The organism is Gardnerella sp. DNF00038 (assembly GCF_049262855.1).
Taxonomy (GTDB): domain Bacteria; phylum Actinomycetota; class Actinomycetes; order Actinomycetales; family Bifidobacteriaceae; genus Bifidobacterium; species Bifidobacterium vaginale.
The window spans coordinates 1,266,329-1,280,047 of record NZ_CP058407.1 but is presented as its reverse complement, the minus strand read 5'-3'; the positions used below and the strand labels follow the sequence as shown (position 1 = coordinate 1,280,047).

10 protein-coding genes are annotated in these 13,719 nt (G+C 40.7%); 6 read left to right on the top strand and 4 right to left on the bottom strand.

The window, feature by feature from the left end; genetic code table 11:
* Nucleotides 1-5: 5 nt before the first annotated feature.
* The gene (locus HXT19_RS05060) at nucleotides 6-776 is read right to left on the bottom strand and encodes an exonuclease domain-containing protein (protein ID WP_004113025.1); all 771 of its coding nucleotides are present in this window, start codon (nucleotides 774-776) and stop codon (nucleotides 6-8) included.
* A 331-nt stretch (nucleotides 777-1,107) separates the two neighbouring features.
* Here HXT19_RS05060 and galT point away from each other — a divergent pair, with 331 nt between their 5' ends.
* Together galT and galK are read left to right on the top strand one after the other, a co-directional pair.
* Nucleotides 1,108-2,466: a galactose-1-phosphate uridylyltransferase gene (gene galT, locus HXT19_RS05055; protein ID WP_257983522.1), complete on the top strand. Its 1,359-nt coding sequence runs from the start codon at nucleotides 1,108-1,110 to the stop codon at nucleotides 2,464-2,466.
* An 82-nt stretch (nucleotides 2,467-2,548) separates the two neighbouring features.
* Complete coding sequence (galK, locus tag HXT19_RS05050) at nucleotides 2,549-3,826, top strand: galactokinase (RefSeq protein ID WP_422119653.1); 1,278 nt, start codon at nucleotides 2,549-2,551, stop codon at nucleotides 3,824-3,826.
* A gap of 203 nt (nucleotides 3,827-4,029) precedes the next feature.
* Here galK and HXT19_RS05045 read toward each other — a convergent pair whose 3' ends face one another.
* Nucleotides 4,030-5,931 (bottom strand): DUF4838 domain-containing protein, encoded by a 1,902-nt coding sequence (locus HXT19_RS05045; protein WP_422119652.1) that lies wholly within the window; start codon nucleotides 5,929-5,931, stop codon nucleotides 4,030-4,032.
* Between the two features lie 5 nt (nucleotides 5,932-5,936).
* Nucleotides 5,937-7,253, bottom strand: coding sequence for a PTS sugar transporter subunit IIC (locus tag HXT19_RS05040; RefSeq protein ID WP_065189556.1), 1,317 nt, complete (start codon nucleotides 7,251-7,253; stop codon nucleotides 5,937-5,939).
* A 346-nt stretch (nucleotides 7,254-7,599) separates the two neighbouring features.
* Between HXT19_RS05040 and HXT19_RS05035 the strand changes: the two genes are divergently transcribed.
* The 4 genes from HXT19_RS05035 to HXT19_RS05020 are packed head-to-tail and all read left to right on the top strand — an operon-like array spanning nucleotide 7,600 to nucleotide 11,904.
* A complete protein-coding gene (locus HXT19_RS05035; protein ID WP_353582605.1) occupies nucleotides 7,600-8,940 on the top strand; it encodes an extracellular solute-binding protein in 1,341 nt (446 codons plus the stop codon).
* The gene (locus HXT19_RS05030) at nucleotides 8,937-9,890 is read left to right on the top strand and encodes a carbohydrate ABC transporter permease (RefSeq protein WP_075038671.1); all 954 of its coding nucleotides are present in this window, start codon (nucleotides 8,937-8,939) and stop codon (nucleotides 9,888-9,890) included. The genes HXT19_RS05035 and HXT19_RS05030 overlap by 4 nt, the downstream gene beginning before the upstream one ends.
* Nucleotides 9,887-10,744 (top strand): carbohydrate ABC transporter permease, encoded by an 858-nt coding sequence (locus tag HXT19_RS05025; protein ID WP_004113011.1) that lies wholly within the window; start codon nucleotides 9,887-9,889, stop codon nucleotides 10,742-10,744. Before HXT19_RS05030 ends, HXT19_RS05025 begins: the two co-directional genes overlap by 4 nt.
* Nucleotides 10,745-10,791: 47 nt before the next feature.
* The gene (locus HXT19_RS05020) at nucleotides 10,792-11,904 is read left to right on the top strand and encodes an ROK family transcriptional regulator (RefSeq protein WP_004113009.1); all 1,113 of its coding nucleotides are present in this window, start codon (nucleotides 10,792-10,794) and stop codon (nucleotides 11,902-11,904) included.
* Between the two features lie 224 nt (nucleotides 11,905-12,128).
* On the opposite strand, the gene galE is transcribed toward HXT19_RS05020, so the two are convergent.
* Nucleotides 12,129-13,139 (bottom strand): UDP-glucose 4-epimerase GalE, encoded by a 1,011-nt coding sequence (gene galE, locus HXT19_RS05015; protein ID WP_004113007.1) that lies wholly within the window; start codon nucleotides 13,137-13,139, stop codon nucleotides 12,129-12,131.
* Nucleotides 13,140-13,719 lie beyond the last annotated feature (580 nt).

Below are 13,719 nucleotides of genomic sequence, written 5' to 3'. Positions count from 1 at the left end.
TTGAATTATAGCCAGTTTCCGCTGCTAGCTGGTTTTCCTTTGGATTTTAGCCACTCGTCGAAGCTGTTTTTCCACTTTGTATACGCTTTGCGTTGCCATGTCATTAAATCGCATAATTCAAGATTTGCAACATCTTCATGTAATTCGCTTATAGGCTTAATCAAGTCTACTGCGGCTACAGTGTCTGCTGTTGCGTCGTGAAAGTCTCCTATTGGCTCTACGCCGTAGAATTGTGTTGTATGCGTAAGTGTTCGCTTGCCTGTGCGCTTAGAAACAGCGCGGTCTATAACTAATGGGTCTACTACAAGAATTTCTCCATCGTTGATTGTGCTATTCGGGCGATTGTTCAGGCTTGTTAAATCCCATTTTTTTAAATCATGCCTTAGCATTTCAACGTCGAAAGGAGCGTTGTATGCAAGCAGTGGAATATTTTTGCTCTGCGCGAGGCTTACCGCCGCAGCCAATGCTTCGATTTCCGCCGTTGGTTCCCCACCGTTTTCTTGTAGGAACTCGTCCGTAAATCCGTTGACTTGGCTTGCTTTTGGATTAATTGGCTTGTGCGGGTTTATTAACCAGGTTGCTATCACGTCATTGTGAGTCTTATTTTGTGGGTTTCTGAGCACAAGAGTTGCTGAACAAATGGAGTCTTCGCCGAGAATTGCGCCCGTTGTTTCTGTGTCGAAACCGAGCAAGAAGGATTGGCTGAGTGGCGTTTTTTCGCTTTGCTGCTGTGTCTCGTTTAGCGCTTCCATAAGCTCGTTAATGTTGTTTGGCATAGTCTTAATCGTAGAATGCGCTGCAGACCCTGAGTTTGTGTTAGTAAATGGTGGATTGTTATTTTTTGTAATGTTGCGTCTATGAGTTATTTAGTGCGAATTTTTGCAAAATATGTAATAAAATGCCCTCAAAGTACACAATTATATGATAGAATAGCATCAAGAACGCTCGTTATGTTACAAAAAGTAACATTTTCTGAGAGTTGAGATGTGCTTTTTGTTTAGGAGTCGTTGTGGATTTACCTTTGCAAAAGCAAAGAAACAAGATAATAAATACAAAATAACAACATAGCAAAAGATTTAAAATCAAAAGGACAAGGTGTATATGAACATGGACATCAATGACGGATTTAATGACGGACTTGGCGACGGACTTAACGACGGACTTAACGACGTTCAAAATCATCAGAATGCTACTGATAATAATAATGGCGAATATTCTTATAATTCTTATAAGTCATATAAGCAAGGAGAGTATGCTCGCAATCATATTCGCATTACTGCAACGAAATTGTCTGACGGTCGTGACTTTTTCTATCTTGATGATAGCCCAGATTATGTTAGCGGTCTTAAAACGCGCGAATTGAAAGATCCTCGAAAATTAGCGTATAGGTTTGCCTCGCATATTGATGCGGATGGTAATGAAGTGCAGTATGCAGCTCCGCAAATGCGTCAAGATCCTCTTACTGGAGACTGGATTCCTATGTCTACAGCGCGCATGAATCGACCAATCACTGCTGGCCCTGGAGCGCTTACTAAGGGCAATCCGCTTGCCGCTCGCAAACCTGGTTCTGCATATCAAGATGGGGAAGTTCCAGACACTGATTACGATGTTGTGGTTTTTGAAAATCGTTTTCCATCCATGGTTCAAGTTCCTGGTGTAAGCCGTGAACCTCATTATCTTAATGGCAATCCACTATGGAAACAGGCTCCTGCAGCTGGGCGTTGTGAAGTGATTTGCTTCGGACCAGACGAAAATATGTTACCGGCTCAATTGCCAGTATCTCGTTTGCGAACTGTAGTAGAGGCGTGGGCTTTTAGAACGGCTGAAATTAGCCAGATTGATGGCATTGAACAAATATTCCCATTCGAAAATCATGGTGCAGAAATTGGCGTTACTTTAGCTCATCCTCATGGTCAGGTTTATTCTTATCCGTTTATTGCGCCTAGACTTGAGCAAGAATTGCGACATACTCAAGCTTATTTTGAACGCACTGGCAGTAATTTGTTGAAAGATTTAATGCTTTCAGAGATTGATAATGCTTCGCGCATTGTAATGAGAAATCACAGTTGGGTGGCATATGTTCCAGCCGCAGCGCGCTGGCCACTAGAGGTGCATGTTGCTCCAGTTAGAGATGTTCTTTCTTTGGATCAGCTCGATGACCAAGAGCGTTGGGATTTGGCACAAATGTATTCAACATTATTGCGTCGCGGAAACGCATTCTTCGATAAGGGAGATGGATTGGGAATGGATCTTCCATATATTGCAGCATGGCATCAAGCCCCATTGCATGACCCTCGTCGTGAAAATTATCGTCTTAATTTGCAATTCTTCTCATTCCGCAGAGATGTTAACAAAATCAAGTATTTGGCTGGATCTGAGTCTGGTATGGCTGCGTGGGTTTCAGATACTACGCCAGAACTTATTGCACAACGATTCCATGAACTCGGTGCGGTTGATTTAGACTAGTTAGGCTAGTTAGGCTAATGTTATTAACTATATTAGTAATATTAAATGTTATTATGATTTGTGAGTACAAAGGAGTGCTATTATGCCAGTATCATTTATCGAATCAGTGAAGAATAATGATGGTGCCAGACAGGCAACATCATTATTCAGCGAGACTTTTGGCGAATATTGCAGCATGCGTTTGCAAGATAATGGTGGAGTGTGGGCAAGCCCTGGGCGAGTAAACATTATCGGTGAACACACGGATTATAACGAAGGATTATGCTTGCCTATCGCTCTTCCGCATCGCACTTTTGTTGCGTTGCATCCTAGAAGAGACACAAAAGTTAGAGTAGTTTCAAGCGTTAATCCTATGTCAATCGAACAAGCGGATTTGGATCATCTACATGCTGGAGATGTAAAAGGTTGGGCAGCATACGCTATTGGAGTAGCGTGGGCATTGCGTAAAGCAGGCTACTTAAAGGTACGTGGTTTTGATGCTGCGTTTGTTTCATGCGTTCCGCTTGGATCAGGCTTAAGCTCTTCTGCAGCAATGACATGTTCTATTGCGCTCGCTTTAAGTGATGCATTTGACTTAGGATTATCTGATTCGGATGTTGGGCGCGTGCAGCTTATTCATGCGGCGATTATGGCAGAGAATGAAATGGCTGGAGCTTCAACTGGAGGCTTGGATCAAAATGCTTCTTTGCGATGTGTTGAAGGTAATGCGCTTCTGTTGGACTGCAAGAAAGATTTGACGCCATTACAAAGCGTGAGCCAGCAGCCGTTTGATTTGGCGGCGAATAATCTAGAACTACTGGTTGTAGATACTTGCGCTCCTCATCAGCTTAATGATGGTCAATATGCTGCTCGTCGAATGATGTGTCAAGAGGCTGCTCAAGCGCTTAATGTGTCATCTTTGCGTGCTGTTGCTGATTCTATTTCTAATAGTGAGGATTCACAGCAGACTTTACAAGATACTCTTAATCGAGTGCAGAAACTTGGTGGCGAAACAATGATGAGAAGAGTGCGTCATGTTGTTACGGAAATAAATCGCGTTCGAGAGTTTGTTGAGGCTTTCCATAAAACAGACATTACTCTTGCGGGAGAGTTGATGAACCAGTCACATAATTCATTAAGAGATGATTATGAGGTTACTATTCCAGAACTCGATACTGCTGTTGATGTGGCTCGCAATGAGGGAGCTTATGGCGCTCGCATGACTGGCGGCGGATTTGGTGGCTCCATTATTGCTTTAGTTGATACTAATAGGGCTAAGCCGATTGCTCAGGCTATTGCTGATGAGTTTGCAAAACGTGGTTTTGCTGCTCCGCGCGCTCTTTCGGCTGTACCGTCATCAAGTGGCGAGAGAGTTTTGTAGTATCTGCCTTAAATGGTGTATGCCTTAAGTAGTATCGCCTTAAGGATTGTGCATAAATATTGTGCATAAATAGCATATAACGTATAAACAAATAATATATAAACAAAATGTGCCTTTGAAAGTCTCTACTTGTTTTTCAACCTGTAGAAACGATCAAAGGCACTTCTTAATGGTAATTTATTGATCTTTTGGATTATTTTTGATTAAAGCTTGAATCCAGCGTAGTTTTTAGCTACTTCGATTACTCTGTAGACATCAAGATTCGGTTGAATATTGTTTTCTTCCTTTCTAATAAAATCAAGGAATTCGTACCAATATTGTTGGGCTTGTTCGTTGTGTCCGCAAGAAATTTCTCGCAATGCTTGGGAAAGTTTCTTAACGTATTCACGATGCCAAGAGAGAATCAACCATTCGTCAGCAATGTGTCCAGTTTCATTACTTATTTGCTTAGAAATAGTTGTTACCATTGAGTCCGCTAGGCAAGCAATGGCATTGAACTGTTCGCTTTGCTTTAGATTAATTCTTTCACCAATGGCGTTGAAATAATCGCATGAAGAAAGGTAAGAAACGGTTTGCAGCCAATCTACAGCAGTTTTCCAACTATTGCCATACAGTGATGCAAAGTATTCTTGCTTTATATCATCGTAAGTGCGCGTATTGTTCCACAGCATGGATCCCATAACATAATTAGGGAAATTATGTGGGAATCCTGATCGAAGCTCTTGGCAAGAAATGTAGCCATCTAATCCTAACTTACTAAGATGTGCAATATCGCGGTAAATAGTTGAACTTATAGCCATGTATCCTAAATCGCCATAATGTGCTCGTCCGAGTGGATAATCGTACACAAATCCATCTCCTTGGAAGGCTTTTTTCCAAGAAAACAGGTAGCTTAGATTTTCTTCTAGCGAGTTCGGCATAACCGTATTGTTGCGATTGTAGGCTTCAGTTTGTGGAATACCATTCTTGTAGTCAACGTCTGCGTAACTTTTTTCAAACGTTCTACTAATTGGTGCAAACATCATGGTAAAACGTTCTGGATTAGCAATTTTCGCATGCTCTGGTGCAAACAATAATTCGTGGTAAAGCAAGAAGCAAATATGAGTATCCAAACCTTTTTCCGTAAGTTTTTTGTCAAGTGCGTTAAGAAAATCAACGTACTGATCGGAAGGGAATGTCTTTTTGCATTCTTCACATTCACAAATATTGTTGCAAGCGTCAGAAAGCCATACGTGCAGATAATCTACGTCTGAATGTTCTTGAGCATACGATACAACAATATCAACAAGTTGCTTAGTTACTTCTGGATTTGCAAAATCCAGACTCGTTAATATTGGAGCGCCGTTAAACAGTTCTCGTTTCCCTGCAATTTCGGCTACTAGTGGTTTCTTGTCTTCTGGAAGACTAACGCCTGACTCCCAGCCGTATTTTGAGGAGTATCCTAGAACTTCACCAGTCCAACCGTGTCCAACTCTATGCTGAACAATACCGCGCTTTTGCATTGCTTCATCAACAGAATCACTCATTTGTTGCGCAATATCAATGCTGAATGGCTCTTTCTCTTGATACGGATTAAACTCGTGCTCATACCAACGTTTGAGGAATGGGTAAGGGTTTTCAAATTGTATAAAGAAGCTATTCATGCCAATTTTAGGAAGCCAATCAATGAAATCGACTATGTTCTCAATCTTGTCGGCTCCTTCGATGCATACACCTCTATGAGCAAAACTTGCCGTTTCATCAAGTTGAATATTCGCCTTTTCAAAGTCTTCTTCGCTAAGAGAAGGTAGTATTTCGTTGCTTCTGCCTGGTCTTAGGAATCTTGCTCCGAACTCGTAAGCAAACCTGTAAACGGCAATTAATAGTGCTACATCTGTATTAGTGTGAATTGAGATTTTTGCGCTAGTTACTTTCAAGCTAAAAGCATCTTTTAGATTCGCACGTTGCTTCTGCTCGTCGGATAAAAGCTTGAAATCTGCCTCTTCTAATGTGCTTGCAGGCGTTATTTTCATGCCAAACATTCTTTTGCAGAGGCGTTCCATCTCATTGTAAATAAATTCACCAGTATTAGGATTAGCTTGAACATATAGTGTCTTAGACAACATGTTAATTAATCCTCCTTAGAAGTAGCGCTGTTCTTGCTATCCATTAAATCCTTTTCAGCCTTAGAATGAGCTGCGTCTGCTGCCTTGAAGAATGGGAAGTAGATTATAAAGGATAGTACTACAAGCAGTGCTTGTAATACAGCACCTTGCCAGCTTCCTGTAGCAAGGAATCCGCCAATGATTGGTGGAGTCGTCCATGGTAGTGCGACACCAGTGGTGTAAGGAACTAATCCTGTTGCCATAGCGCCGTATGTTACTACAGCATTGATGATAGGCGTAAAGATGAATGGGAAGATCATAATAGGATTGAGAACAGTTGGGAAGCTGAAGAGGATAGCAGTGTTGATGTTGAACAATGCTGGTATGCCTGAAATGCGACCCAATGTTTTGTATTCGCGGCTCCTTGAGAAGAAGAGAAGGCAGAGCGCAAGACCGATTGTTGCTCCGCCGCCACCCATATACACGAACAAATCCATGAACGGTGCAGTGATGATGTTAGGAAGCGCGTGACCAGCTTGCAAAGCAATACGATTGGCGTCGGCTTGCTGAAGCCAGATTGGGTTCATAACAGAACCAACAACTTGACCGCCGTTTACGCCGCAGAACCAGAATACGGAGTTGAGGAGTACGGCAACGAATGTTCCTGGAAGTGTTGCACCAATAAGAGCTAATGGAGTTCCGACTATAATAGCGAGAAGATTATTGAGGCTGCCAATTCCTGTGACTTGCAAAACTTTTGTCACTATTGCAAATAGAACAATTATTACTGTTCCTGGCACGAGTGCTGCAAACGAATGTCCAACAGCTTCTGGAACGCTTTTTGGCATTTTAATTGTGAATTTATGTTGAATAAACTGGCGATATATTTCTGCGGTTATGAAGGCTATAACAATTGCTGTAAATAAACCTTTTCCACCAATAAGTCCGTAAGGAATGCCGTTTGCGCCTTCTTTGCTTGCGATTGGTGGGGTTACGAGAAGGAATGCGCCGATTGCAAGAACTCCTGCAGAAGGTCCGTCTGTTTTGTATGATTCTGCAAGTCTGTATGAAATTCCAAATGCGGTTGCCAGACCGATTAATCCAAAGGAATTGTTTGCCATAGTGCTAAGTAAAGCATCTAATTCGCCGTGTGTGTGAAGCCATTTGGTCCACGCTTCAATAGGGAAGCTTCCAATTAATGTGAAAATGGAACCAATAAGTACAAGAGGCATTGCCATAAGCACGCCTTCACGCAATGCTTTCAAATGCCGTTGTGCTGCGACTTTTTCGCCAAACGGCGCAAGTTTATTGGACAAAAAATCCATCATTGTATTTCTAGCCATTTTTATCCTTTGTTTGTTGTTCATCAATGAACTTTTTGTTTGGCTTATGTTATGTATAGGGTTCTTCACTGAACATATTTAGTTCGCTTTACTTTCTAATTATTGGTTAAAAAATAAAGTATATCTATCATCGCATTTAAATTATCAAAAATCAAACTTTGTCGTCGAATCGTTTTAATTCCAACAGTTATGAGCGTGTCGCTCTTTGTCTTATAAACTATTTGATTCATTTTTTGCATGTATTTTACAAAATTTAATAAGTGCGGAAATCGTACTTATGAAGGTGTAGAATAGTAATACGGCTTAAGCAATGGTGCGAAGCCAAATATGTTTTCAAGGAGCGCGCATGAGACGAATATACGGAAAGTGTACTGCTTATGCGGTTATTACGCTAGCAATGGCAATAATGCTTAGTGGATGCTCTATAGGAGCGCCAACAAGCAGCGTATCTTCCCAATCCTCATCCAAAAATGGCATAACAGTGTGGGTTATGCAAGACGATTTTACAAAAGAAACACTTAACGCAATCAACAAACAGTTTGAAGCACAAACAGGCGTGCGAGTACATGTACAAGTTCAGCCCTGGGACGGTATTTCTACAAAACTTACAACTGCATTATCTACATCTCGTCCGCCAGATGTTGTTGATATTGGTAATACAAAAATAGCGGATTTTGCAGCAAGTGGAGGATTACTAGATATAACAGAACACGAAAAAATGCTTTCACAAGGTAAACGTTGGCTTAAAGGATTACGAGAGCCAGCTATTTATAAAGATAAGCTGTATGCTGTCCCAGCATTTGCAGCATCTAGAGTTGTTATTTACAACAAACGCATATGGTCTTCAGCTGGAATAACAAATCAGCCAACAACTTTTACTCAGTTGATTTCTGCACTTAACACAATAAAACAAGCTCACAAAAATGAAGCGGATTTTAGTGCAATGTATCTTCCAGGACAGAATTGGTTTGCTGGAATGCAATTTGTTTGGGATTGTGGTGGAAGCTTAGCTTCATCCAATGGAATGCAATGGCATTCGTCTGCAATAAGTAAGAAAACCTTACAAGGACTTAAAAAATGGGCAGATTTTCAAAACGCGTTCTCAACAGAAGCATCAAGATCTGCTGAAATAAATAATCCTGATCAAGCGCAAATACTAGCTCAACAAAAAGCTTCAGCAGTATTGACAAATAGTGCAGCTGTTACAAAGGCAATCTCAATTAATCCATCTCTTTCTAGAAAAGATTTTGCCACATTTCCAATGCCAAGCGTAAAGGGTAAGGGTATACAACCTTCTGTTCTTGCTGGTTCAGACTGGGCAATACCGTCTAGAAGTAGCAACGTTGCGTTGGCATTAAAATGGATACGCATTGCTGCAAGCCCTTTAATTCAGCGTAAGTGGATCGTGGAACACGATGGTTGGCTTCCTAATAGTATTGACTTGTTGGATGAATATTTACATTCTCGCGATTTAGACGAGGTGCAAAAAGGATTCTTCGAAACAGCTAGAGTATCTCAATCAACTCCTGCAGCTCCTGGATGGTCAACTATCGAAGCAGATGGTTCTCTCAAAGAATTATTCGCTTCATCTGCTATGTCTGCAAAATCTGTTTTGCAAGCAGCACGCGTATTTCATGACCATGCACAAGAGATTTTCTCTCATAATCAGGTTGGTGGTGACTTATGAGGCTCCTAAAAGTTAGCAAAAATTATAGTAGTAGATGTGCTAGTAAATCTGCTAGTAACAGTGCTAGTAAAATAGTTCCAGTTCTAATGCTACTTCCAGCTTGCATATTACTTATAGTGTTGGTTATTTTGCCTCTACTTATGCTTGTTGTAGCATCTCTTAGCAATTTTAATGCTAGATCGTTGTTTACTGGAGAATTCGAGTTCGTTGGCATTCAGCAATATTTAGCTCTTTTTGCAGACAAAGGATTCTACTATTCTCTAGGAATCACAATTGCTTTTGCTGCATTTCTCGTTATTACTAGCGTGCTTATAGGGATGTGGGTTGCGCAAACCATGTTTAAACAATCTGCAGTAGTAAGGGTGATTATGTCCATTGTTCTTGTAGCTGCATGGGCAATGCCTAATGTTGCTGCTGCATTAGTGTTTAAATGGATGTTTCAACCTGGTTATGGAGTAGTAGGTTGGCTGTTAACTCAGTTAAAAATTTTTGGCAATATTCGCAATCTTTCGTGGACTAGTAACACGAATTTAGCTTTTTGCTGTATTGGATTAATAATCGTATGGCAGGCTGTTCCATATATTGCTATTACCTTATATGCGGCACAAAAGCAGATTGCTCCTGAATATGCTGAGGCTGCGGCAGTTGACGGAGCTTCAAAAACGCGTATATATTGGCAAATTACAGTACCTATATTGGCTCCACAATTAACGGCTATAACCATACTTTCTTGCATATGGGATTTCAACGTATTTAATCAAATATGGTTACTTACTCAGGGCGGTCCTCGTGAATCTACTGCAACCGTTGGAGTTTTTACATATAAGAAAGCATTTATTAATTTTTCTATTGGACAAGGCTCTGCAATAAGCGTGGTAACTACTCTGATACTCTTTTTTGCTACGGTTTACTATATTAGACGACTTCTAAAGAATGGTGATGAGCTATGAAGATAGTTACCTTATTGGATTTGCTTCGTAGGCGCGTTACATTGAATAAAATTATTAACACGTTGCTTGCTTTTGTGTTTATTATTGTATGGATTTTCCCCGTGTATTGGATGTGTGTTACGGCATTTTCACCTCGAAACGAAGTTCTACAATCCAAGCCAACTTTGTTACCAAGTCACTGGTCGTTTGAACATATGCATGATGCTTTTTCTTCTGATTCAATGCTTTCATATGCTTGCAATAGTCTGTTGGTAACAGTGTTGAGTGTAGTTATTGCGGTTATTGTAGCGTTTTTGGCTTGTGCTGCTTTAACTATGCACGCGTTTGCTGGCAGAAAGCTTATTATGGCTGCTGTGATTGTTGTGCAAATGATTCCAGCAACAGCAATTCTTATACCACAATTCATTGTTTTCAATCGTTTTGGAATGCTTGATACTTACGTTGGTTTAGTTTTAGCTTATGTTACTGCTGTGCTTCCAGTGGCAATTTGGAATTTGCGAGGATTTTTCTTGGCTATGCCAATGTCTATTTTTGAATCAGCTCGTGTTGAAGGTGCTAGTGAATGGCAAATTTTGTGGAGGATTACATTTCCGCTTGCAGCTCCAGGGATTATCGCAACATCAGTATTTGCTTGTATTCACGCATGGAATGATTATTTAATAGCGTATACTTTTATGAAAACTCAAGAAAAATACACTCTTCCTGTATGGTTGGCGTCATTTGCTACACCTTCAGGAGTTGATGTTGGTGCTCAGATGGCTGCATCTCTGATTTTCTCTGTGCCAGTGATTGTTTTCTTCTTGATTATTCAACATGGTCTTACGTTTGGTTCTATGCAAGGCGCAATAAAATGATAAAAATAAATAATTACCTAGTGTGGGAATCTTAGGAGAAACAAAGAATGAAAGACTCTGATGATTCGCGTAATAGATTGATCTCATTTACGCCAGAAGATATTCGTAAGAAGAATCGTTGTAATGTTTTAAATCTTCTTTACTCAAATTATATTCTTTCGAGATCTGATGTGGCAAAATTAACTGGTATATCTAAATCGTCTGCATCCGCAGTGGTAGAATCCTTGATTTCCGACGGTCTTGTAAAAGAAGGCAAAACAAAGTCTGCAACGTGCCCTGGTAAGCCTGCAGTTTTATTGCATTTATGCGAGAATTCTAGGCAAATAATAGTTGTTGACATTGCTGGAGAGAATACGATTGTTGGAGCTATAACAAATCTTGTTGGAAATGTTATAGAGCGTATTCAAACTCCGATTCGTTTAGATGACAAGCTTTCTGTAGATGATATTGTGTCTTTAATCGTTGATTTGCGTAAAAAGACTACGGCACCACTATTGGGAATTGGTATCTCATCTCCTGGAGTTATTGACGATGAAGGGAAAATTCTATCAGCACCTCATCTAGGTTGGAAAAATGTTACACTGGCGGATGATTTGCGAAAAATATTTAATGTTCCGGTTCGTGTTGATAATAATGCTAATGCTGCAGCCTTGGGAGAAAAACAACTTGCTAATGGATCGAGTAATTTAATATACATACAAATCGCTCGTGGTGTTGGTGCAGGAACACTGATTTCTAATAAGATTGTTGACGGCGGAAAATTTACTGCAGGCGAAATTGGACATGTTGTTGTTGATGAAGATGGTCTTTTATGTCGTTGTGGTAAACGAGGATGTTTGGAAACACTTATATCGATTCCGCGTTTGCAACAGCGTATTGCGGATGCTCCATCGGAAAAAGATAGGATTATTACTCAGGCTGGAACTTCTTTGGGTAAGATATTAGCCATTCCTATAGCTATGAATGGTATTGAAGATGTGGTAGTAAATGGTGATAGCAGTATTATTAACGATACTTTTATTGCTAATATGCAGTTTGCGATTAACAGCAGGATTGATAGCAAGCTATTTGGGGCTGTAAGAGTGCGATTCCCAGCATTAGAACAAGATGCGTCATTGCTTGGAGAAAGTGTAGCTGTTATGCGAAGCGAACTTTGTTGATGCGTGTTGATGTATGCATTAGTGTGTTTGTGTGCTTAGTGGTTTTGTGTTAATTGTTGGCTGGTTGGCAATAATGCAAATTTAAATAATTATAAATCATAATGTAAATAGCTCCTTCGTTTATAAACATATGTTGTGATTTAGATTCATATGTTGCGTTTTACGAAGGAGCTATTTTGTTTATGTGTCTTTGTTTATGCGTCTTTATTTTTATGTATCTTGTTTTAGTCTTGCTGCTTCCAAGTATCAACGTCAATATGATGTTCTGGATTTGCTTGCCAAGCTTTCCATGCAGATTCAACTATGTCTTGCACGTTGTATTTTGCATGCCATCCCATTTCTTCGTTGATTCGCTTCGGGCTGCCAATTAGCTGAGGTGGGTCGCCAGCTCTACGATCTAGAATTGCCTCTTTAAATGGCAATTTCGTAACTTTGCGAATCTCTTCAACAATCTGGCGCACTGATGTGCCCTTTCCAGTACCAACGTTAAACGCATCGTACTTGCGCTCGTCGCGATCCAAGTATGATAGTGCAGCAATGTGTGCATCTGCAAGATCGGAAACATGAATGTAGTCGCGAATGCAAGTGCCATCTGGAGTAGGGTAGTCGCTGCCAAAAATTGCAGGCGCTTTGCCTTTCTGTAAACGTTCAAGAAGCATAGGAATAAGGTTCAGTATAGCTGGATCTTCTAGCTCAACAGGTCCGCAGCCTGCAACGTTAAAGTAGCGTAGGGCGCAGAAGCGAATGCCGTATGGTTTTTCACATGCCCGTGCCATCCATTCGCCGAAGAGCTTTGTTTGACCATATGGGTTAATTGGAAGCATTGGTACAACGTCTTCTGGAACAACCTCTACAGGAGGCTCGCCGTATGTTGCAGCACTAGACGAGAACACGAGTTTTTTTGCTCCACTTTGTCGCATAGCTTCTAAAACATTAAGCATGCCGTTTATATTCTGCTGATAGTACCAAAGCGGCTTTTCTACAGATTCCCCAACCTGCTTGCGCGCTGCAAAGTGAATAACGGAGTCAACATTTTCATCCTTCATGATTTGTGCAAGTCGCGCACCAGCGTCTGGAGAAGATATATCCATTCCATAAAGTCGCGCGCCTTCGATGCGAGTTGGTTTGCCATAGCTAAGGTCATCCACTACGACGACGTTTTGCTTGGCTTGATGTAGTGCGTGAACAACGTGTGCGCCAATGTACCCGCATCCACCTGTTACAAGGACTGTCATTTTGAAGCCTTTCTTGCATGTTTTACGCAAAAGTATTGCATAAGATTTGTTATACGAACTTGGTTGTATAAGGTCGCTATATATTTTTTAAGGCAAAAAATCATCATATAAAGCAAAAGCTGAAATAGAAAGATTGAAAAACATACAGATTGTGATATGCACATTTTCCATCAGTTCTGTGTTCATTTTTGCTCATATATGTTATCTTTTGTGATTTTAGTATACAACACTTGCTCGAGAATTTGTACTTTTGCAGCAAATTTTTAGAAGCAATGCGGGAATCGAATTGCCTTCGCGCGCTACGCTTTGAGCGCGAAGGCAGGTCGTCGCGTCCGTGTTTGTTTCTATTTTGCTAAAAAAGGGAACAAACGCGGGAATCTAGTTGGGTGTGATTGCCTTGTAGCATGGCATTTCGTTTGATGTTGGTTTGTGTTGGCGTGGCGCTGTGTGGCGCTGTGTGGCGATGCATGGTGTCGGCGTGTTGCGTGTGTGATGTGTGTGGAATGTTGATTTTTCAATGGTTTTATAGTGTTAGTGTTCTTGTTCGAGTAGTTTCCTGAGAAAAGTCTGGGAAAATTCT

What these genes read in the sequence shown, in the direction of transcription:
- HXT19_RS05060 (WP_004113025.1), bottom strand. Translation starts at nt 776, where the DNA reads ATGCCAAACAACATTAACGAGCTTATGGAAGCGCTAAACGAGACACAG.
- galT (WP_257983522.1), top strand. Translation starts at nt 1,108, where the DNA reads ATGGACATCAATGACGGATTTAATGACGGACTTGGCGACGGACTTAAC.
- galK (WP_422119653.1), top strand. Translation starts at nt 2,549, where the DNA reads ATGCCAGTATCATTTATCGAATCAGTGAAGAATAATGATGGTGCCAGA.
- HXT19_RS05045 (WP_422119652.1), bottom strand. Translation starts at nt 5,931, where the DNA reads ATGTTGTCTAAGACACTATATGTTCAAGCTAATCCTAATACTGGTGAA.
- HXT19_RS05040 (WP_065189556.1), bottom strand. Translation starts at nt 7,253, where the DNA reads ATGGCTAGAAATACAATGATGGATTTTTTGTCCAATAAACTTGCGCCG.
- HXT19_RS05035 (WP_353582605.1), top strand. Translation starts at nt 7,600, where the DNA reads ATGAGACGAATATACGGAAAGTGTACTGCTTATGCGGTTATTACGCTA.
- HXT19_RS05030 (WP_075038671.1), top strand. Translation starts at nt 8,937, where the DNA reads ATGAGGCTCCTAAAAGTTAGCAAAAATTATAGTAGTAGATGTGCTAGT.
- HXT19_RS05025 (WP_004113011.1), top strand. Translation starts at nt 9,887, where the DNA reads ATGAAGATAGTTACCTTATTGGATTTGCTTCGTAGGCGCGTTACATTG.
- HXT19_RS05020 (WP_004113009.1), top strand. Translation starts at nt 10,792, where the DNA reads ATGAAAGACTCTGATGATTCGCGTAATAGATTGATCTCATTTACGCCA.
- galE (WP_004113007.1), bottom strand. Translation starts at nt 13,139, where the DNA reads ATGACAGTCCTTGTAACAGGTGGATGCGGGTACATTGGCGCACACGTT.